The sequence below is a fragment of the Micromonospora sp. NPDC047738 genome (genome assembly GCF_040642675.1).
Lineage (GTDB): Bacteria > Actinomycetota > Actinomycetes > Mycobacteriales > Micromonosporaceae > Micromonospora.
Window position 1 is genome coordinate 259,375 of record NZ_JBEYSO010000002.1, and the last position, 19,197, is coordinate 278,571.

The 19,197-nt window shown below is 71.8% G+C and carries 21 protein-coding genes, 1 tRNA gene and 1 riboswitch; of the genes, 10 read left to right on the forward strand and 12 right to left on the reverse strand.

What is annotated here, in order from left to right:
* Nucleotides 1-168 precede the first annotated feature (168 nt).
* On the reverse strand, nucleotides 169-2,217 hold the full coding sequence (locus tag ABZ783_RS04520) for a peptidoglycan recognition family protein (RefSeq protein WP_357434505.1): 2,049 nt from the start codon (nucleotides 2,215-2,217) through the stop codon (nucleotides 169-171).
* A 232-nt stretch (nucleotides 2,218-2,449) separates the two neighbouring features.
* A riboswitch (cyclic di-AMP (ydaO/yuaA leader) is annotated at nucleotides 2,450-2,585 on the forward strand.
* 12 nt (nucleotides 2,586-2,597) lie between these two features.
* Here ABZ783_RS04520 and ABZ783_RS04525 point away from each other — a divergent pair.
* Nucleotides 2,598-3,632, forward strand: coding sequence for an NlpC/P60 family protein (locus ABZ783_RS04525; RefSeq protein ID WP_357434506.1), 1,035 nt, complete (start codon nucleotides 2,598-2,600; stop codon nucleotides 3,630-3,632).
* A 45-nt stretch (nucleotides 3,633-3,677) separates the two neighbouring features.
* Here the strand turns inward: ABZ783_RS04525 and dcd are convergent, their stop codons facing one another.
* Nucleotides 3,678-4,256, reverse strand: a complete 579-nt coding sequence (gene dcd, locus ABZ783_RS04530; RefSeq protein WP_073836893.1) for a dCTP deaminase — start codon at nucleotides 4,254-4,256, stop codon at nucleotides 3,678-3,680.
* A gap of 78 nt (nucleotides 4,257-4,334) precedes the next feature.
* Here dcd and ABZ783_RS04535 point away from each other — a divergent pair, with 78 nt between their 5' ends.
* Nucleotides 4,335-4,880: a pyridoxamine 5'-phosphate oxidase family protein gene (locus tag ABZ783_RS04535; RefSeq protein ID WP_357434507.1), complete on the forward strand. Its 546-nt coding sequence runs from the start codon at nucleotides 4,335-4,337 to the stop codon at nucleotides 4,878-4,880.
* Between the two features lie 66 nt (nucleotides 4,881-4,946).
* On the opposite strand, the gene ABZ783_RS04540 is transcribed toward ABZ783_RS04535, so the two are convergent.
* Entirely contained in the window at nucleotides 4,947-5,930 is a 984-nt protein-coding gene (locus tag ABZ783_RS04540; RefSeq protein WP_357434508.1) for a zinc metalloprotease, read from the reverse strand.
* Nucleotides 5,931-6,172: 242 nt separating this feature from the next.
* On the opposite strand from ABZ783_RS04540, the gene ABZ783_RS04545 reads away from it, so the two are divergent.
* Nucleotides 6,173-6,246, forward strand: a tRNA-Gly gene (locus tag ABZ783_RS04545).
* A 76-nt stretch (nucleotides 6,247-6,322) separates the two neighbouring features.
* On the opposite strand, the gene ABZ783_RS04550 is transcribed toward ABZ783_RS04545, so the two are convergent.
* From ABZ783_RS04550 to ABZ783_RS04575, 6 genes are all read right to left on the reverse strand, one after another.
* Entirely contained in the window at nucleotides 6,323-6,895 is a 573-nt protein-coding gene (locus ABZ783_RS04550; protein WP_357434509.1) for a TIGR03086 family metal-binding protein, read from the reverse strand.
* Entirely contained in the window at nucleotides 6,882-7,364 is a 483-nt protein-coding gene (locus ABZ783_RS04555) for an SRPBCC family protein (RefSeq protein ID WP_357434510.1), read from the reverse strand. Before ABZ783_RS04555 ends, ABZ783_RS04550 begins: the two co-directional genes overlap by 14 nt.
* On the reverse strand, nucleotides 7,297-7,692 hold the full coding sequence (locus ABZ783_RS04560; protein ID WP_357434511.1) for a metalloregulator ArsR/SmtB family transcription factor: 396 nt from the start codon (nucleotides 7,690-7,692) through the stop codon (nucleotides 7,297-7,299). The genes ABZ783_RS04555 and ABZ783_RS04560 overlap by 68 nt, the downstream gene beginning before the upstream one ends.
* A gap of 156 nt (nucleotides 7,693-7,848) precedes the next feature.
* Nucleotides 7,849-8,340 (reverse strand): GNAT family N-acetyltransferase, encoded by a 492-nt coding sequence (locus ABZ783_RS04565; protein ID WP_357434512.1) that lies wholly within the window; start codon nucleotides 8,338-8,340, stop codon nucleotides 7,849-7,851.
* Nucleotides 8,341-8,380: 40 nt separating this feature from the next.
* Nucleotides 8,381-8,764 carry a VOC family protein gene (locus ABZ783_RS04570; protein ID WP_357434513.1) on the reverse strand — a complete coding sequence of 128 codons (384 nt, stop codon included), beginning with the start codon at nucleotides 8,762-8,764 and terminating at the stop codon, nucleotides 8,381-8,383.
* A complete protein-coding gene (locus tag ABZ783_RS04575) occupies nucleotides 8,761-9,120 on the reverse strand; it encodes a DUF1801 domain-containing protein (RefSeq protein ID WP_357434514.1) in 360 nt (119 codons plus the stop codon). The genes ABZ783_RS04570 and ABZ783_RS04575 overlap by 4 nt, the downstream gene beginning before the upstream one ends.
* A gap of 110 nt (nucleotides 9,121-9,230) precedes the next feature.
* Here ABZ783_RS04575 and ABZ783_RS04580 point away from each other — a divergent pair, with 110 nt between their 5' ends.
* The 4 genes from ABZ783_RS04580 (at nucleotide 9,231) to ABZ783_RS04595 (ending at nucleotide 12,777) form a co-directional block, all read left to right on the forward strand.
* Nucleotides 9,231-10,124 (forward strand): LysR substrate-binding domain-containing protein, encoded by an 894-nt coding sequence (locus ABZ783_RS04580; protein ID WP_357434771.1) that lies wholly within the window; start codon nucleotides 9,231-9,233, stop codon nucleotides 10,122-10,124.
* Between the two features lie 32 nt (nucleotides 10,125-10,156).
* Nucleotides 10,157-10,714, forward strand: coding sequence for an NUDIX domain-containing protein (locus ABZ783_RS04585; protein WP_357434515.1), 558 nt, complete (start codon nucleotides 10,157-10,159; stop codon nucleotides 10,712-10,714).
* Between the two features lie 70 nt (nucleotides 10,715-10,784).
* The gene (locus ABZ783_RS04590) at nucleotides 10,785-11,840 is read left to right on the forward strand and encodes a MerR family transcriptional regulator (protein ID WP_357434516.1); all 1,056 of its coding nucleotides are present in this window, start codon (nucleotides 10,785-10,787) and stop codon (nucleotides 11,838-11,840) included.
* Between the two features lie 58 nt (nucleotides 11,841-11,898).
* The gene (locus tag ABZ783_RS04595) at nucleotides 11,899-12,777 is read left to right on the forward strand and encodes an LLM class flavin-dependent oxidoreductase (RefSeq protein WP_357434517.1); all 879 of its coding nucleotides are present in this window, start codon (nucleotides 11,899-11,901) and stop codon (nucleotides 12,775-12,777) included.
* 12 nt (nucleotides 12,778-12,789) lie between these two features.
* Here ABZ783_RS04595 and ABZ783_RS04600 read toward each other — a convergent pair whose 3' ends face one another.
* The 3 genes from ABZ783_RS04600 to ABZ783_RS04610 form a co-directional block, all read right to left on the reverse strand.
* On the reverse strand, nucleotides 12,790-13,224 hold the full coding sequence (locus ABZ783_RS04600; protein WP_357434518.1) for an ASCH domain-containing protein: 435 nt from the start codon (nucleotides 13,222-13,224) through the stop codon (nucleotides 12,790-12,792).
* Nucleotides 13,225-13,326: 102 nt separating this feature from the next.
* A complete protein-coding gene (locus ABZ783_RS04605; RefSeq protein ID WP_357434519.1) occupies nucleotides 13,327-14,346 on the reverse strand; it encodes a hypothetical protein in 1,020 nt (339 codons plus the stop codon).
* A gap of 49 nt (nucleotides 14,347-14,395) precedes the next feature.
* Nucleotides 14,396-14,944 (reverse strand): phosphoribosyltransferase, encoded by a 549-nt coding sequence (locus ABZ783_RS04610; protein ID WP_357434520.1) that lies wholly within the window; start codon nucleotides 14,942-14,944, stop codon nucleotides 14,396-14,398.
* A gap of 197 nt (nucleotides 14,945-15,141) precedes the next feature.
* Between ABZ783_RS04610 and ABZ783_RS04615 the strand changes: the two genes are divergently transcribed.
* The 3 genes from ABZ783_RS04615 to ABZ783_RS04625 all read left to right on the forward strand — a co-directional run bounded on the left by ABZ783_RS04615 (nucleotide 15,142) and on the right by ABZ783_RS04625 (nucleotide 19,067).
* Nucleotides 15,142-15,789: a septal ring lytic transglycosylase RlpA family protein gene (locus tag ABZ783_RS04615; RefSeq protein ID WP_357434521.1), complete on the forward strand. Its 648-nt coding sequence runs from the start codon at nucleotides 15,142-15,144 to the stop codon at nucleotides 15,787-15,789.
* Nucleotides 15,790-15,889: 100 nt separating this feature from the next.
* Nucleotides 15,890-17,017 carry a PP2C family protein-serine/threonine phosphatase gene (locus ABZ783_RS04620; protein WP_357434522.1) on the forward strand — a complete coding sequence of 376 codons (1,128 nt, stop codon included), beginning with the start codon at nucleotides 15,890-15,892 and terminating at the stop codon, nucleotides 17,015-17,017.
* A 193-nt stretch (nucleotides 17,018-17,210) separates the two neighbouring features.
* Nucleotides 17,211-19,067 (forward strand): acyl-CoA dehydrogenase, encoded by a 1,857-nt coding sequence (locus ABZ783_RS04625; protein ID WP_357434523.1) that lies wholly within the window; start codon nucleotides 17,211-17,213, stop codon nucleotides 19,065-19,067.
* Nucleotides 19,068-19,197 lie beyond the last annotated feature (130 nt).

A 19,197-nucleotide genomic window follows, 5' to 3' on the forward strand; every position in this document is an offset into this window, starting at 1 on the left:
GATGTACGCCCCCCGTGATCTATCGACACATGGGAATCTATCGAATACGAAACGTCCTGTAAATGACTTACCACTTTCGGTCACTGGTTGAAGCCTTTTGCCGTCAGAACGGAGGAAGGGTTCCCGGTGACCGGGAACCCTTCCTGCGTCGACGGCAAGCGGTTCTGCTCAGGAGGTCCGCGCAGCGCCTGGAACGATGTCCACGTCGTCGAGGTTCACGTACATCACCCGGTGGCCGAACTGCACCTGGACGTACTTGTTCTCGCCGCGGACCACCGTCCGGTCACCCGGCGCCGAACCGTCGAAGGAGACGGCCCGGTAGTACTCGCCCGGCAGGACGCCGCCGACCGCGTACCGCTGACCGGCCGGGAAGGTGTACTGCAGCGGCGAGATGGCCTGGTACGGGATCGTGGCCGGGTAGGCGGCCCGTTCGGGGTAGGCCCGCCCGTACACCGGGATGCTGGTCTTGCCCGGCTTGGGGGTCACCACGAAGCCGTTCGCCCACTTCGCCGTCGGCGCCGAGGTCGGGTTGTAGAACCAGGCCTTCTGGCCGAGGTACCAGATCGCGGTCCAGTCGCCCTGGATGCCCGCGAGGGCGTACGTCTGACCGGCCGAGGCGCGGGCGCCGTGATCCTTGATGTACATGGTGTTCGGCGTACCGTTCGGGCGCAGCCCCAGGTCGTTGACCAGCGGCGCGGTCGGGCTCGGGGCGGTACGCAGGATGACGGAGGAGGAGCCGCGCAGCGGGCAGGGCTCGGCCGTCGGCGGCACCGGTCCCGGTGGCAATGGGGGCTGCTGGTTGCAGCCGGTGAAGGCCGGCTGGTTGCTGGCGTAGTCCGGGTCGATGGTGACCAGGCCGGTGTTCGGCGTGCCGGTCGAGTGGAACGGCGCCTTCAGCAGATCGAAGTAGTGCGACCAGTCCCAGTACGGGCCCGGGTCCCAGTGCATCCCGGCGACGTTCCCGGCGAGGATGCCGGGGACGTTGTCGTGGCCGAGGATGTGCTGCCGGTCCAGCGGGATCTGGAACCGCAGCGCCAGGTGCCGGACCAGCTTGGCCGAGGCACGGTACATCGCCTCGGTGTACCAGGTGCCGCGGCCGGCGTAGCCCTCGTGTTCGACGCCGATGGACTTGGCGTTGACGTACCAGTTGCCGGCCTGCCAGCCGACGTCCTTGGCCTTGATGTGCTGGGCCACGTAGCCGTCCACCGAACGCAGCGTGTAGTGCCAGCCCAGGTAGGTCACGTCCTGGACCGCGTTCACGCTGCCCCGGAAAGAGCCCTCGGTGTCGTGGATGATGATGTATTCGAGCTTCTGCTGGGCCGGCCGGTTGCCGATGTCGTAGTTGCCGTAGTCCACGATGTTCGTCTTGGGGATCGTGTACTCCCCGTACGGCGCGGGAATCCACTCGCAGGCGAGGCGGACCGGGCACTCCAGGCCGTCCGGCCGCTCGGCGCGGCGCAGGCCGAGCTTGTGCAGCCCGGACTGGTCCGGCGTCACCGCGGTGGCGGCGAGGGTCACCCGCTGGCCGTCGTCGGTGGTCCGGCTGGCGCCCTGGCCGATCTGGTCGTACACCTCGTCGGCGAAGGCCGCCGCGGCGTCCTCGGTGTCCGCGCCGGAGTACCGGGCCACCGCGCCGTACCAGGCCGCCGGGTCGCTGCCGGCGCCGACCGGTCCGCCCAGGTCCTGCTGGTACGAGGCCAGCAGCGCCGCGCCGCCCCGGATGTTGGCCGCTGCCTCGTCGCGCAGGGTCTCCTTCGACACGCCGGTGAGGTCGGCGGCGGCGTCGAGGGTCTGCAGGGACGCCTCGGGCAGGGTGTCCCCGGAAGGCGCGGCGGCGGCGGTCAGGTCGACGGTGAGCGGGCGGGAGTCGTCGCCGCGGGGGTCCTCGTTCTCGTCCACGTGCGCGCTGGACGGAGTCGAGGCGACCTGCTCGGCGTCGGTGAGGTGCATCGGGCCGTAGCCGCCGCTGGTGCTGGGCTGGCCGGAGTGGGTGTCCCAGCGGGACTCCAGGTAGGAGACGCCCAGCAGGACGCTCTGCGGCACGCCGTACTCCGCCGCCGCGGCGGCGTACTGCTGCTGGCGGTCCGGGCTGTCGGTGGTGCCGGCGGCGGTGAGAGGCGCCGCCACAGTGGGACCGCTGGTCGCGAGAGCGGTGGCCGCCGCGACGGCGGCGGCCAGCAGTATCCGTCTGCGCGATGGCAGGGCTGAGAGGTGCATCGAACCTCCAGATAGGGATGGGGGTGACTGCGTCCCCACCCTCACTCCGCAGATGGCCCCAGGTCAATACCTTTCCAGGTGGTGATGATGGGCGTAAAAAACCTTCACCGTCGGGTGGTTTCCGAATCTGCGTACGGAGTGTCACGGCGGATCGGGTTGCGGATTGATAACGACGGTCCCTACTCTGGTCAGTTGTCGACCGGTAGGTTCACCGTCCATCCCGGGTGGTGACGGTCCGACACCGCCGAGTCGCCGCCAGGCGAGCCGGGGACCCAGGTACCTGGGGTGAATCCGCAGCCACTGCGGTAGGGCGGCTCCCTTCCCGCCCGAACCCGTCAGCTAACCCGGTAGGCGGGCAGGAAGAAGGAGTACGGAGCCCGGTGGCACACCATGCCCCGCGGCCACCGTCGGACCGGTCGGTCGACCGGTCGACGGCTGCGCCGCGTTCACGCTGGTCCCGCTTCACCACCGCCCTCGCCGCCCTGGTCGGCACCGCCGTCGTCCTGACCGGCGGCGCCACGGCGGCCCACGCCGAACCGTCGGTCACCGAGATCGAGCGCCAGATCGACCAGGACTGGAACAAGCTCGAACCGATCATCGAACAGGTCAACTCCACCCGCGAGAAGCTTGCCGTCCGGCGCAAGCAGGCCGACGCGCTGGAGAAGCAGATCGCCCCGCTCGAGGCCCAGGTCGACGCCGCCCTCGGGCAGGTCGGCGGGCTGGCTGCCGACGCGTACAAGGGCAACAACCTCAGCACCGTCAACGCCCTGCTGGGCAGCCGGTCGCCGAGCGAGGTGGTCAACAGCCTCGAACTGCTCGACCGCTACGCGCACCACCAGCACGAGCAGGTGCAGGCCGTCATGGAGCTGCGCGACCAGTTGGCCGCGAAGAAGAAGCCGCTGGACGCGATGGTCGCCCAGCTGGCCCGTACCGAAGCTCAGCTCGCGGCCCAGAAGAAGCAGATCGACGCCGAGATCGCCCGGCTCCAGAAGCTCCGGCTCAAGGTGTACGGCAACGGCGGCGGCGGACCGCTGCGTCCCGCGCCCTGCCCCGCCGGCTACCCGGGCGGCCCGGCCGGTGTCGCGGTCAAGTTCGCCTGCGCCCAGATCGGCAAGATCTACGTCTGGGGCGCCGCCGGCCCGGACCACTACGACTGCTCCGGCCTGACCATGGCGGCCTGGGCCGAGGCCGGGGTCTCCCTGCCGCACAACGCCCGCGAGCAGCACGACGTCACCCGGCGGGTGAGCCGCGGCGAGCTACGCCCCGGTGACCTGGTCTTCTACTACAGCGACCTGCACCACGTCGGGATGTACGTCGGCGGCGGCTGGGTGGTGCACGCCTCCCAGTCCGGCAAGCCGATCACGATGAAACGCGTCGACGACGGCCAGATCAACAGCTACGGCCGCCCGGGCTGACGGGTACGCAGGGGCTTCCGCGTCGCGGAAGCCCCTGCGTCGTGCTCAGCGGGTCGGCCAGGTACGCCAGTTCTGCCAGGACCGGCTCGGGGTCGGCCCGCGCTGCCCCTGGTAGCGCGAGCCGTAGACCGCCGAGCCGTACGGGTGCTCGGCCGGCGACGAGAGCCGGAAGATGCAGAGCTGGCCGATCTTCATGCCGGGCCAGAGCGTGATCGGCAGATTGGCCACGTTGGAGAGTTCCAGCGTGACGTGCCCGGAGAAGCCCGGGTCGATGAAACCGGCGGTGGAGTGGGTGAGCAGCCCGAGTCGGCCCAGGCTGGACTTGCCCTCGAGCCGGCCGGCCAGCTGGTCGCCCAGCGAGATCACCTCGAGCGTTGAGGCGAGCACGAACTCGCCCGGGTGCAGCACGAACGGCTCGCCCTCGGGTACCTCCACCATCGAGGTCAGGTCGTCCTGCTGCTGGGACGGGTCGATGTGCGTGTAGAGGTGGTTGTTGAAGACCCGGAAGAGCCGGTCCAGGCGTACGTCGATGCTGGACGGCTGCACCAGCGTAGGCTCGAAGGGCTCCAGCGCGAGTGCGCCCGCCTTGATCTCGGAGACCAGGTCGCGGTCGGAGAGCAGCATCGGAACACCATAGCGACCGGTACGGGCGACCTGCGTGTCGGACTACATCTTCGTACACGTGTTCGATAGAATGTCCGCATGGCTTCCTGGTCCGAATTCGCCGCCGACGAGCCCCGGCTCGCCGACGAGATCCGCGTTCTCCTGCAGCAGTACGGGCCGGGCTTCGGCTACCTCGCCACGGTCCGCGCCGACGGCGGCCCCCGGGTCCACCCGGTCTCCCCGGTCATCACCGACGACGGGCTCTACTGCTTCGTCATCGACTCGCCCAAGCGCCGCGACCTCGAACGCGACGGCCGCTACGCGCTGCACTCGTTCCCGCCGGAGGAGAGCGACGACGAGGCGTACGTCGCCGGCCGGGCCCATCCGGTGACCGACCCGGCGACCGTGGCCCGAGTGGCCGGGATCGGCCGGGCCGCGCCGCACGTCGACTGGCGGCTGTTCGAGTTCACCGTCGACGTGGCGATGCTGACCCGGCGCGACCAGGCGGCCCACCTCGGCGCGGGCCGGCCGCAGGTGCGGGTCTGGCTCGACCCGCAGGCGGCCGCTCCCGCTCGGCGTGCCCCGGCTGTGCCCGAGGGGCGGCGCGGCCGTCACGGCTTCGACACCCGCCGCCCGGCCGCCTGACCGTATGAATACCGGTGCCGGCCCCGTCCGAGGACGAGGCCGGCACCGGTTCGCTGTGCTCGGCGGTTACGCCGCGCGGTAGGCGTTCCACGCGGTCAGCATCCGGCTCGCCTGGCCCGAGGTGAACTGGTACATGCACGAGTCGTAGGTGTAGTCCATGAAGTTGGTGATCGGGTCCAGGCCCGGCGCCGTGCAGGTGTCCCGACCGGTCGGGCACTGGTACGCCGGCGAGGCCTCGGCCGCGGTGTCGTCGACGCTGTCGCCCGAGCCCGAGCAGCCGCCCTGGAAGGTGTGGTAGAGGTTCAGCCAGTGGCCGATCTCGTGGGTGCCGGTGTCGCCCTGGTTGTAGTTGGTGGCGGTGCCACCCGGCAGCGACTCGCTCAGCACGACCACGCCGTCCATGCTGTCGAGCTTGCGCTTCGGGAAGGTTGCCCAGCCGAGTAGGCCGTCGCTGAGTTCGCCGAGGTACATGTTCAGCGTGTTCTTGCCGCCCTCGCGCAGGGTGGTCTTCATCGACCGCTCAGCCGAGGAACCCGAGATGATCGGGTACCAGGACGGGTTGGTGACCCGGTTGATCTTCTGGAGCTGGAAGCTGAACGCGGTGGGTGCGCCGCCGGTGGCGCCGCTGTAGGCCTGGTTGAGCACGCTGATCTGCTGCGTGATCATCGAATCCGGGATGTTGCCGCCGGCGCGGGTGCTGTCCCGCTGGATGACGTGCACCACGACCGGGATGGTCACGGTTGCCAGGGGTGCGGCCCCGGCGCCGGCCCGGAACCGGGCCCGCTCGGCCTGGGCGGCGGCGAGGTCCGCCTCCCGCTCACGGACCTGGGCGGCGGTCAGCTCGTTCGGCTCGTGCTTGGCGTGCGCGCCGGCCTTGACCCGGGCGTCCGAGTGGACGTCGGCCGGCTCGACGCAGCCGCCCGCCGGGGCGGCCGAGAAGGCCGAAGCGGCCGGGACGACGCCCACCGCCGCGGTGCTGAGCAGCAGCGCGAGCGTCGTCGACGCGACACCGGCGGTGCGCCGGGTCAGCAGGTTGGGACGAAGTCCCATGGGCCCACCTCTTTCTGGCGGCGCGACCGGGGGTGTGTCACGCCGTGGCTGAAACGTTGGGGAGACGTTACAACCGATCGACAGATTTGAGAATGGCCATGTTTTGCCGCCGTGAAACTTTCTCCTGCTGAGGCCGGGCGCTCAGGTTGCAAGATCGTTTCGAGCCGGTTCCGGCGCGTGGGAGCCGCCATGGGGTACCTGGGTGCACGGAGGCGGTGACCTCAGGTACAGTGGTGCCGCCTGCGGGTGTAGTTCAATGGCAGAACATCAGCTTCCCAAGCTGACAGTGCGGGTTCGATTCCCGTCACCCGCTCCAACCGAAAGGCCCTGGCCGGGACGGCAGTCCCAGCCAGGGCCTTCGACGTTGTCCAGCCAAGTCAGGGGCGCCCGGCTCACCGCCCCGGCCAGAACGGATCCCGGCCGATGAACCCCATCAGTCTGGTCTGGGTATCCGCATCGCCGGGTACCTCGACCCGGGTGCCGAACTGGCCGGACGAGCGGAGAACCTGCTCCATCTGCTCCATCTGGCCGAGGAGTTGAGCGCAGAAGTCGGGGTCCAGCCGATCGTCCTGGCCGGTGGCCCTGGAGAGATCCCAGGTGTGCATGAACACGTCAGCCGTGTAGAACTGGTCGATCGCGTTCTGCAGCGGCATGTGGCCGATGTGCGGGTTGGTGAGTTTCCGGTGCGCCGTCTCCGGATCGTCCAGCACCGCCTGCACACCGTCGCAGTGAACCTGCCACGCGGCGACCGGGTTCTCGTCCACCGACGGTCCGTGGGGCAGTTCGATGCCGGCACCGGAGGCAAGAAAGCCGGAGCACCATTCGGTCAGGTGACGTACGACGTCGCGGGCGGTCCAGCCGGCGACCGGGGATGGCACGTCCCAGGACCGGGTACCGCGGACCCGGTCGGTGAAGAGCCCGGCAACCTGCCGGTGTCGCTCGGCTGGGCGGTCAGACAGCGCCATTGATCAGCATCCTGTCCAGCTTCGCGTAGCCCTCGTTGATACCGACCTCCATGCCGCTGCGCAGCCACGCATCGCGGCCTTCGAAGCTGTCGACCAGCGACTGCGTCCGCAGCCGCGTACGGCCGTCGCCCAGGTCCTCGAACCACAACGTCTCCAGCGCCACTCCGTCGGGATCGCCCTCGAAGGTGAAGGTCTGCACGATCCGGTCCGGCCGCACCTCATGGAAGCTGCCGTGGAACCGGTATTCGGTGCCGTCGCGTACCGAGGCGTACCGCCAACTGCCGCCGGTGCACGCGTTCCAGTGCTCGATCCGGGTGGCCATGGCGTTGGGACCGACCCACTGGGCGAACAGCGCGGGATCGGTGTGGGCGCGGAACAGTTGCTCGGGCGTTGCCGCGAAGTCACGAGTCGTCCGGATGACCGGCAGCCTCGGGTCGGCTTCGATGACTGTATCCGTGATCCTGTTCATGCTCGTCTCTCTTCATCTCCGCGAGGATGGCGTCAAGGCGGCGATAGCGCTGCTCGACGCGGCTCCGGTGGCGCTCGATCCAGGTGTCCATCAGGTCGAAGGCCTGGGCCTCCAGGCGCACCGGCCGGGGCTGCGGGCCTCGCGGTCGGCTCACGAGCCCGGCGTCCTCCAGCACCCGCAGGTGCTTGTAGACGGCCTGCAGCGTCATCCGGTACGGCTCGGCCAACTGGCTTACGGTCGCGTCGCCCTCGGAGAGCCGGGCGACCATGTCGCGCCGGGTCGGATCGGCGAGAGCGGCGAAGGCTCGGGACAGCGCGTCCGTGGTCATCCCCCTCAGTTTCAACCCAATGGTTGAAAGGTAGATCGGAAGTCGCCCAGTCGTCAACCCTGTGGTTGAAAGTGCTGCTCATCCTGTGCGTCAGCCGAGGCGACACGCAGGCAGGCCGCGCCGGTCCGGCCCCGGCCCGCTGGCGGCCTCCGGCCCTCAGGCGGGGGCGGTCAGGTCGCGGACGTGCCGGAGGCCGGGCTTGTCGTTGAGCAGCACCTCGCCCGCCGGGACGAACCCGGTACGCCGGAGCACCGCGAGCGACGCCGGGTTCGCCAGCGCGGCGGAGGCGACCAGCCGGCGCAGCCCGTACTCGTCGCGGGCCAGCTCGCAGACCTGGCGGACGCCGCCCTGCGCCACGCCCCGGCCGGTCGCCCGTTCGGCCACCCGGTAGCCCAGCTCGGCGCTGCCGTCGGCGACGTCTACCAGGTTGAACCGCCCCAGCACGGTGCCGTCGTCGTCGACCAGGACGTGGAACTGGCACCGGCCGGTGGCCTGTTCCGCGAGCAGCGCCGCGTGCCGGGCGGTGAACTCCCTGAAGTAGTCGTCGCCCCGGTCCGGCACGGTCCGCGCGAAGTACGCCCGGTTCTCCCGCTCGAAACGGAGCAGCGCGGGAGCATGGTGGACGTCGAGTCGCTGGAGTTGAGGCATCGCGCCACGCTAACGGACAGCCGCCCGCCGGCCCCGACGGCTACTGCGGGTAGCAGCGCAGCTCGACGGTGTTGCCGTCCGGGTCGCTTACGTAGATCGAGGTGCCGGTGCCCCGGGCGCCGAAGCGTGGCACCGGCCCGGTCAGCACGGTGAACGCGCCGGAGTCGAGCACCGCCGACCAGTCGACGGGCTCCACCACCAGGCAGATGTGGTCGACGTTCGACCCGGTCGGCTCACCGCGTACCAGGTCGATGATCGTCTCGGGGCTGACGCGTACCGAGGGGAAGGGCGCCTCGCCGGCCCGCCAGCGGTCGACCCGTACCGGCGCCAGGCCGAGGGTGCCGCAGTAGAAGTCGAGCGAGCGTTCCACGTCCGCGACCGTGAGGACCAGGTGGTCGAAGGCCGTCACCCGCACCGCGCTCACTGCGCCCCCTCCAGGGCGTACGCCTGCCGGAGCCAGCCGGCGAACAGGTCCGGGTCGATCTCGTCGATGGTCCGGAGCTTGACCGAGGCCATCCGCCGCGCGCCCGGAGTGAGCCGGCCGGAGGTGTCCGCCACGTCCTGCCCCCGCCACAGCCCGAAGGTGACGTACGACGGGTACGCCTTGACCAGGCAGACCGGCGTCTTCCCCGGCCGGTCGCCGGGGCCCCAGACCGGGTGGCCGTGCCACATCGCGCCGCTGGCCTCGGGCAGCGCGGCGTCGATGACGGTACGGAGCTTCTCGGCGGTCTCGCGCAGCGGGGCGTCGAGGCCAGCCAGGTAGTCGGTGACGGGGTCCATCAGGTTCCTTTCCTTGAAGGGGTCGTCCTCCACCCTCGTCCGGACGCCGCCGCCGACCAAGCCGCGATCGGACTACGATCGTTGACCCGGATTCAACGATGGGAGTGGGTGTGCTGGAGCGGTACGAGATCGAGACGTTCCTGACCCTTGCCGAGGAGCTGCACTTCGGGCGTACCGCCGAGCGGCTGCGGGTGACCACGGGACGGATCAGTCACGTGATCCGGAAGCTGGAACGCCGGATCGGCGCGCCGCTCTTCGAGCGCACCAGCCGGGTCGTCCGGCTCACCCCGATCGGCGCCCGCCTCGCCGAGGAACTGCGCCCGCTGGTGGCCGGCATGGAGGACGCCGTCCGGCGGGCCGTCGAGGCCGGGCGTGGCCTCTCCGGCGAGCTGCGGGTGGCCTTCGTCGGCGAGTCGACCGCGCCGGTGCTGCTGCGTGCCGTCAGCCTCTTCACCGAGCGTCACCCGGAGTGCGTGGTGCACGCCCACGAGGCGCCGCTGGCCACCACCCGGTCGAGCCTGCGAGACGGCACGGTCGACGTGCTCATCGCGTCGTACCCCTTCGACGGGATGGCGAACGGCCCGGCGCTGCTCCGCGAGCAGCGGGTGTTGGCGGTGGCTGCGGGCCACCCGCTGGCCGGCGAGGAGTCGGTGTCGCTGGAGGTGCTGGCCGAGCATCCGGTGGTGCAGTATCCGGCGGTGACCTCCGCCGAGTTCAAGCGGGACCGCACCCCGGAGCGCACCCCGTCCGGCCGGCCGGTGCCGAAGGGGCCGGTGGGCGACACCTTCTCCGAGATGCTGTCCCTGGTCGCGATGGGCCGGGGGGTGCTGCCGGTGGGTGCGGAGACCCGCCGCTACTATCCCCGGCCGGATCTGGCGTACGTGCCGATCCGCGACGCGCCGCCGATCCGCCGCGGGCCGGTGTGGCGGGAGAGCAACACCACGGCCCGGGTACGCGAGTTCGTCCGGGCCGCGGTCGACGCCAACCCCGCGTCCGGCGACTGACGGTGTCAGACCCGCCTGGCAGCATCCCAGCCGTGCGGGACGAGATCCGGGCGCTGGTCGAGGCGCTGACGCCGGGCGACGAGTTGGAGGCGCGGCACCGCGCGGAGACCCTGGCCTGGCTGGCCGGCACGGACGACATCTTCCGCCGGCGGAAGCCGGGCACGCCCTCGCCGCACCTGGTCGCGTACTTCCTGCTGCGGGACGAGGCGGACGGCGCGGTGCTGCTGGTCGACCACCGCAAGGCGGGGATGTGGCTGCCCAGCGGCGGTCACGTCGAGCCGGGCGAGCACCCGGCGGAGACCGTACGCCGGGAGGTGGTGGAGGAATTGGGCGTGCCGGCGGTCTTCTCCCCGGCCGTCGGCGAGCGACCCGCGTTCGTCACCGTCACCGAGACGGTGGGCGCGCCGACGGACCGGCACACCGACGTCAGCCTCTGGTTCGTGCTGAGCGGCAGCCGCGGCCAGCAGTTGGTGCCCGACCCGGGCGAGTTCCGCGCGGTCCGGTGGTGGACGCCCGGGGAGGTGTCCGTGGCCGAGCCCGGGACGGTCGAGCCGCACCTGGGCCGGATGCTGGCCAAACTCACCCCTTGACCTTGCCCTTGCGGCAAGCCCGAGCGTGGTCCGTGCCGGTCGCCGGGACCGGCACGAGGAGGATGCGTCCGTGGAGCTGCTGACCATCGGGGCGTTCGCCCGCGCGGCGCGGCTGACGCCGAAGGCGTTGCGGCTCTACGACGAACTGGGGCTGCTGCCGCCCGCCGCCGTTGACCCGCACTCGGGCTACCGCTATTACGCGCCGGCCCAGCTCGACCGGGCCCGGCTGATCGCCGCGCTGCGCCGGGCCGGGATGCCGCTCGCGGACATCCGGGCCGTCTGCGGCCTGCCGCCCGACGCGGCGGCCGGGGCGGTCGACGCCTGGTGGCGCCGGGTCAGCGCCGACACCGCGGCCCGCGGACGCGTCGTCGCGCTCCTCGTCGACCAGCTCTCCGAGAGGGGCACCACCATGTCCGAACCCACCCTCCGGTACGCCGCCCGCTGCGAAACGGGCGCGGTCCGGGACTCCAACGAGGACACCGCGTACGCCAGTGCGACCCTGCTCGCCGTGGCGGACGGCATGCGCGGCCCAGGCGGGGCCGCCGCCAGCGCCGCCGCCGTGGACGCGCTCCGGCCGCTGGAACTCTCCGCCGCGCCGGCCGCCGAACTGCTCGCCACGCTGGCCGACGCGGTGGCCGCGGCCGACCGCAGGGTACGTGCCTCCGCCACCGACGGGCACCAGCCGGGCACCACGCTCACCGCGATCCTGCGGCGCGGCTCGCAGCTCGCCCTGGTGCACGTCGGGGACACCCGGGCGTACCTGCTGCGCGGGGGCGAGCTGGTCCGGCTGACCCAGGACCACACGTACGTGCAGTCGCTGGTCGACCAGGGCCGGCTCAGCCCGGCCGAGGTCGCCGCACATCCGCAGCGGGCCCTGCTGGTGCGGGCACTGGGGACGGGTCCGCAGGTCGAGGCCGACCTGGCGCTGCGGACCGCGATTGCCGGTGACCGGTACCTGCTCTGCTCCGACGGGCTCTCCGCGGTGGTCGCCCCGGAGGCGCTGCACGCCGCGCTCGCCGGGGCGGACGGTCCGGAGACCGCCGTCGGGCGCCTGGTCGACCTCGCGTACGCGGCGGGCGCGCCGGACAATGTCGCCTGCGTGGTCGCCGACGTGGTGACGGCGTAGTACGGACCGGGTCGGCCGGTCCGCTCGGTCCGGCCGGCCAGGCCGTAACCTGGCGATCATGCGGATTGGCATCGTGATCCTGCCGGACCAGCGCTGGTCGGAGTCCCAGCGGCGCTGGCGGCAGGCGGACGAGTGGGGCTTCGACCACGCCTGGACGTACGACCACCTGGGCTGGCGGGATCTGGTCGACGGTCCCTGGTTCGACTCGATGACCACGCTGACCGCCGCCGCGACGGTGACCTCCCGGATCCGGCTGGGCACCCTGGTCGCCTCGCCGAACTTCCGGCACCCGGCGGCGTTCGCCCGGCAGGTGACCACCGTGGACGACGTCTCCGGCGGCCGGCTGCTGCTCGGCATCGGCGCGGGCGGCATCGGGTTCGACGCCACCGTGCTCGGCGGGGAGACCCTGCCGCCCCGGCAGCGGGTCGACCGGTTCGCCGAGTTCACCGAGCTGCTGGACCTGATCCTGCGGGAGGACGGCACCAGCTGGCGGGGCGAGTGGTTCGCCGCCGTGGACGCGCGGAACAATCCCGGCTGTGTCCAGCAGCCTCGGGTGCCGTTCGTGGTCGCCGCGAACGGGCCCCGGTCGATGCGCCTGGTCGCCCGGTTCGGGCAGGGGTGGGTGACCACCGGGCTCGGCGGTGACGACCTGGAGAGCTGGTGGTCGTCGGTCGCGGACCTCGCCGGCCGGATGGACGAGGCCCTGGAGCGGGCCGGCCGGGACCTGGCCACCCTGGACCGCTACCTGTCGCTGGACTCGGCGCCGGTCTTCTCGCTCCGCAGCGCGGACTTCTTCGCCGAGCAGGTCGCGCGGGCCGGCCGGTTGGGCTTCACCGACGTGGTGACGCACTGGCCCCGGGCCAGCAGTTGGTACGCCGGCGACGAGGCGGTGCTGGTGGAGGCGGCCGGCCTGCTGCCCGAGCTGCGCCGGGTCTGATCCCCCGCGGGGTCAGGTGCCCAGGTCGCTGGTGCTGATGCCGCCGTCCCCGGCGGACACCAGCCGGAACCGGATGCAGACCACCTGGGAGTCGTCGTCGACCGTGAAGCCCTCCCGGGCCCAGTAGCGGCGGTGCCCCTCCCGCCACTCCTCGATCGACCGGTCACCCTCCCCTTCGGAGCGGGCGAAATCCCAGGACACGTCGGCGAAGCGGACCACCTCCACGCCGGTGACCTCGACGAGGCCGACCAGCGCGTCGTGGTCGTCGACCAGGACCAGCCGTTCACCGACGTGCTCCAGCTCCTCGTTCTCGTCGGCGTACTCGCTGGTCAGCAGGCCGGCGGTGGCGGTCTTCACGCCGGCCAGCACGAGGGTGTTGAGGTTGGTGCGCATCTCGCCGGGCGTGCCGAGGGCGAGCGTGCGAAGTCCACCGATGCGGGGCCACATCCTGCCGAGGCTACTGGCGGCACGGCGGCCCGTTGTGGGATTTCGTCCGCCCGACGCCAGCCTGCGGACAGGGCGGGCCCCGCACCGTCGTCGAGGGCTTCGTCAGATGAGCTGACCGGCGTAGCCGGCTGCCGCGAGGACCCGGGCGTCGCCGGTCGCCGCGTGCGCGTCCAGTACCGCGTCGGCCAGCTTCACCACGTGTGCGTCGCCGTGCCGGGCCGCCCGGGCGAACACCTCCGCCGGCTCGACCGGCGTGACCGCCGGTGGGGCGGTCGGCGCCAGTGGGGCGTACACCGAGGTCACGGCGGCCGTGGCCGACCAGGCCGCGGCGACGCTCGGCGCCCAGAGCGCCGGATCCAGAGCCGGCAGGGTACGCAGCACCGCGGTCGGCGCGGTCACCGCGTGCACCAGCATCACCGGGTTGCCGTGCCCGAACCGGAGGTAGTCCAGGCCCGCGCGGTGCACCAGCTCGGCGAGGGTCCGCTCGGCCTCCGCCGGGCCGTCCGGCGGCCGCAGCGCCGCCACCGCCCCGGGCCAGTCCGGTACGTCGGGCAGCCGGCCCAGCCGTTCCCGGATGCCGCCGCTCTGCTCGGGGATCCGGGGCACCCCGGCCAGCGCCGCCACCACGCCGGACCGGCCGGTGAGCGGGCCGGCCCCGGGCACCGGCTGCCAGCGTGCCGCCCAGTAGCCGAGCGCCTGGCCCAGCTCGGCCAGCCTTTCCTGGTTCACCCCGTCGGCGCGCAGCACCCGCACCGCGTGCCCGACCCGGATCACGCCATGGGTGGCGCCCGCCGCGATGCCCGGCAGCAGCCGTGGCCACCAGGTGCCCAGCACCTCCCGCCAGGGGCGTTCACGCACCTCCCGGTCGAAGTGGGCGAGCCAGTCGCCGGCCCGCTTCGGGTCGCCGAGCGCGGTCGGCCAGTCGTCGATCGGCCGCAGTCCGCGGGGCCGCTCGTCCAGCTGGCGCAGGTAGTCGTCCAGCCAGCGGTGCACCCGTGCGCCGTGCCCGTGCCGGACCATCGCCTCGACCGCCATCGGGCCGTGGTTGGAGAGCCAGCCCTCGAACTCCGGGCCGGTGCGGTGCAGCCGTTGGTACGCCTCGTCCAGGATGCCGTCGTCCATGTGGCGATCCTCGACGTTCAACCGTGCTTGAGGTCAATACCGCCGTCGCTCAGGGCAGCTGGGCCGGGCTGAGCAGCGTACGCAGCCGGAGCCGTTCGGCCACCTGGGGCGGGCAGGTCGCCATGACCGCGGCGGCGCCGACCGGCTCCGCCCCGCTGTCCCGGATCACCCGCTGGAGCGCGTCGAGCTGGGCGCCGGTGGCCACCCAGTCGTCGACGAGCAGCACCTGGTCACCGGGGCCGAGCCGGCGCGCGTCCACGCCGATCCGCAGTCGCCGGCCCCGGTAGTCCGGTGGCGTCTCGGCCCAGCGCATCGGGCCGACCCGCCGCCGCCCACCGTCCTGCTTGTACGCCGGCAGGAAGCCGGCGCCGGCGGCCACCGCCACCAGCGGGCCGAGCAGCAGCCCGGTCACCTCGGGGGCGATCACGACGGTGGGGCGGGTGTCCGGGAACAGGCCGGCCAGGGCCGGTCCGATGCCGGCCAGCACACCGGGATCCCGCCACCAGCCGGAGATGTCGCTGACCAGATGACTGCTGTCCGGGCCGGGGTCGACCCAGCGGAACAGCTCGACGAGGCGGCGGCTCAGCATGCCTCCCATCCTCGGGCACCGACGCCGGACGATGCGGCACCGGCCCCGGCCAGCGACCCTTCCTCCGTTCGGATGAGGAATGTTCACACGAGTGGATAGACGTATCGGGGTAAATACGGGCATAGCACCATGATCACGTTGACTTCGGAAGTACTTCTCTCGTTACGGTCCGAGCCGGTTTGCTCCGCTGACGAAAGGACCGCGCGGTGGCTGGTAGGCACCTCCGTACCCGCAAGTTCTCCTCGCCCGCCGGCATCGCCGCCACCGCGGCCGTCGGCGTGCTGCTCGCCGTCGGCGGCACCGTCGGCGCGGTGCGGCTCACCTCGGGCGAGCCCTCGGCCGGGCCCGCCGTCGCCGAGGCCCTGCCCAGCGCCGTCGTCCCCACCTCGGCGGCCTCGTCCCCGAGCGCGTCCGCCTCGCCGAGTGCCTCCGTATCGCCGAGCCTCAGCCCGTCGCCGAAGGCCACCCCCAGCCCGAAGGCGACCCGCACCAAGGCGGCCTCCCGGAGCCTGACCCGGACCGCGAGCCCGAAGCCCACCGCGAAGAAGACCACCCCCGCGCCGAAGGTGGTCGACAGCGGCTCCTGCGGAGCGTCCTTCTATGACGAGGGCCAGATGACCGCGAACGGGGAGACGTTCAACCCGAACGCCATGACCGCCGCGCACAAGACCCTGCCGTTCGACACCAAGGTACGGGTGACCAACCCGGCCAACGGCAAGTCTGTGGTCGTCCGGATCAACGACCGCGGCCCGTTCATCGCCGGCCGGTGCCTGGACCTGTCCCGCGCGGCCTTCGCGGCCATCGCCTCGACCGACCTCGGCGAGGTGACCGTCCGGTACGAGGTCCTCGGCTGACCGGGTGACCGACGGCGATCGTGCCGCCGGAGCGATCCGGCCGGGCAGAATACCGTCGGACGACGGGTCAGGTTCATTCACCCGTTCACCTCCATCAGGCATGCTGTCCGATGTACGCACGCAACCCTTCCAGTCGGGCCCCCGCCCGCTGAGCCCCGGATCCCGCGCCGGCCTCGGCGCGGCCCTCGGGCTGCTCGCAATCGTCTCCGCCGTGGAACTGGCGGACGGCCGGACTGCGCACTTCATCGCGCTGATGGCCGCCGCCCCGTTCCTCGCCGCCGCGCTGGCCTCCTGGCGGGTGGTGTTCGGGGCGGGTGTCCTCGGCACGGCGATCGGGGGGTCCTTCGCCCTCGCCGACCCGGCCATGTCCCTCGTCACGGCCGTCAACGTCGCGGGCATCGCGCTGGCCACCGCGATCGCCACCGCCGTGGCGGCGGCCCGCCAGCGCCAGTCGGAGCGGATCGCCGAGCTGTCCCGGCTCGCCTCGGTCGCGCAGCAGGCGGTGCTCCGGCCGCTCGGTCCGCAGGTGGGCACCCTCGCGGTCGCCGCCCGCTACATCTCCTCCACCGCCACCGCGGTGATCGGTGGCGATCTGTACGAGGTGATGGACACCCCGTACGGCGTCCGCATGATCATCGGCGACGTCCGTGGCAAGGGGCTGGACGCGGTCCGGCTGGCCAGCATCGTCCTCGGCTCCTACCGGCACGTGGCGTACGAGCGGGCGGACCTGCGCGCCGTGGTGACCGATCTGGACCGGGCGGTGGCCCGCAACGTGGGCGACGAGGACTTCGTCACCGCCGCGTTGGTCGAGGAGCGGGGCGGTACGCTCACCATCGTCAACTGTGGACATCCGCCACCGCTGCTGCTGCGTGGAGGTGCGGTGATCCCGCTCGAACCCCCCGCGCCGGCGCCCCCGCTCGGCTTCATGCCGGTGGTCCGACCCCGGGTGGAACGGCTCGAACCGGGCGACCGGCTGCTGCTCTTCACCGACGGGCTGGGCGAGGCCCGCCGGGACGGCGAGTTTTTCCCGACCGCCGACCGGGCGTGGCGGCTGCTCGGCCACGGCACGGTGGCCGACGGCCTGGCCTCGCTGGAGACCGCCCTGGTCGAGTGGGTGCACGGCCGGCTCGACGACGACATCGCGCTGGTCCTGATGGAATACGCCGGCCCGGCCAGCGGCGCGAAGGCGCCCGTGCCGAGCTGGGAGGTCGGCGCGGCGGAGAGCTGACGGTCCGCATCCTTCGTCGGCCGACGGGCTGCTCGTGCTGGTCGCGGGCGCACTGCTGCGCGAGTGGCCGCAGGCTGGACCGGGGGTGTGTAATCGCCGTCACTTCGGTGATCGGCTTGTCGCTGGCTACCGGTGAGTAATAGAGTCTCAGTTACTGATCGGTAATATCTGTCCGGAAGCGGGGCCAGCGAGCATGACCCACTACAAGAGCAACCTTCGGGACCTCGAGTTCAACCTGTTCGAGGTCTTCGGGGCGGACCGGACGTTCGGCCAGGAGCCGTACACGGACCTGGACGTCGACACCGCCCGCAGCTTCCTCTCCGAGGTCGACCGCCTGGCCCGCGAGGACCTGGCCGCCAGCTACTCGGACAGTGACCGCACGCCGCCGGTCTTCGACCCCGCGACGCACACCGCGCCGCTGCCGGAGTCGTTCAAGAAGTCCTACCAGGCGTTCATGGACTCGGAGTTCTGGCGTCTGGACCTCCCCGAGGCCCTCGGCGGCACCAACGCCCCGCGCGCGCTCTGGTGGTCGCTCGCCGAGCTGGTGCTCGGCGCCAACGCCCCGATCTGGATGTACGCCTCCGGCCCGTCCTTCGCGCACGTGCTGCACGTCGAGGGCACCGAGCAGCAGCGGAAGTGGGCCAAGCTCTTCATCGAGAAGCAGTGGGGCTCGACCATGGTGCTCACCGAGCCGGACGCCGGCTCGGACGTGGGGGCCGGTCGCACCCGGGCCATCCCGCAGCCGGACGGCTCGTGGCACATCGAGGGCGTCAAGCGCTTCATCACCTCGGGTGAGCACGACCTCTCCGACAACATCGTCCACTACGTGCTGGCCCGCCCGGTCGGCGTGGCGGGCGCCGGGGGCCCCGGCACCAAGGGCCTCTCGCTCTTCGTCGTGCCGAAGTACCACTTCGACGAGGAGACCGGCGAGCTGGGCGAGCGCAACGGCGTCTTCGCCACCAACGTCGAGCACAAGATGGGCCTGAAGGTCTCCAACACCTGCGAGATGACCTTCGGCGAGCACGGCGTTCCGGCCAAGGGCTGGCTGCTGGGCGACAAGCACGACGGCATCCGGCAGATGTTCATGATCATCGAGTACGCGCGAATGATGGTCGGCACCAAGGCCATCGCCACCCTCTCCACCGGCTACCTGAACGCCCTGGAGTACGCCAAGAACCGGGTGCAGGGCGCCGACCTGACCCGGTCGACCGACAAGACCGCCCCGCGGGTGACCATCACCCAGCACCCGGACGTGCGTCGCTCGCTGCTGCTGCAGAAGTCGTACGCCGAGGGCCTGCGGGCGCTGGTCTGCTACACGGCCGGCTGGCAGGACAAGGTCGCCATCGCCGAGGCGGCCGGCGACGAGCCGGCCACCAGGCTGGCCAAGCGGGTCAACGACCTGCTCCTGCCGCTGGTCAAGGGCGTCGGCTCGGAGCGGGCGTACGAGCTGCTCGGGCACGAGTCGCTGCAGACCTTCGGTGGCTCGGGCTTCCTCCAGGACTACCCACTGGAGCAGTACGTCCGGGATGCCAAGATCGACACCCTCTACGAGGGCACCACGGCGATCCAGAGCCTCGACCTGATCTTCCGGAAGATCGTCCGGGACAACGGCAAGGCCCTGCTGGCGGTCGCCGGTGAGATCCAGGAGTTCATCACCTCCGAGGCCGGCAACGGCCAGCTCAAGGAGGAGCGGCAGGCGCTCGGCAAGGCGCTTGCCGAGATCCAGAACATCCTCGGCGTGCTGACCGGCTGGCTGGGCGAGGCCCAGGGCGGGGACGCGCGGGCCCTCTACAAGGTCGGCCTGAGCAGCCGCCGGTTCCTGCTGGCGATCGGCGACCTGGTGGTCGGCTGGCTGCTGCAGAGGCAGGCCGACGTGGCCTTGAAGGCGCTGGGTGGCGAGGTCTCCGCCGCCGACAAGGCGTTCTACACCGGCAAGGTGGCCGCCGCCCGGTTCTTCGCCCGCGAGGTGCTGCCCCGCATCGGCGCCGACCGGCGGATCATCGAGGGTGCCGACCTGGAGATCATGGACCTCCCGGAGGAGGCGTTCTGATCCCCCGTGGGGTGATCCGACCGGTTCGACGACGGCGGCCGGTGAGCGGACAGCTCGCCGGCCGCCGCCGTTTGTTTCGCCGCCCGGCCGGTAGGCCGGCCGCCTGACGGGTAACCATCGCGGACCACGA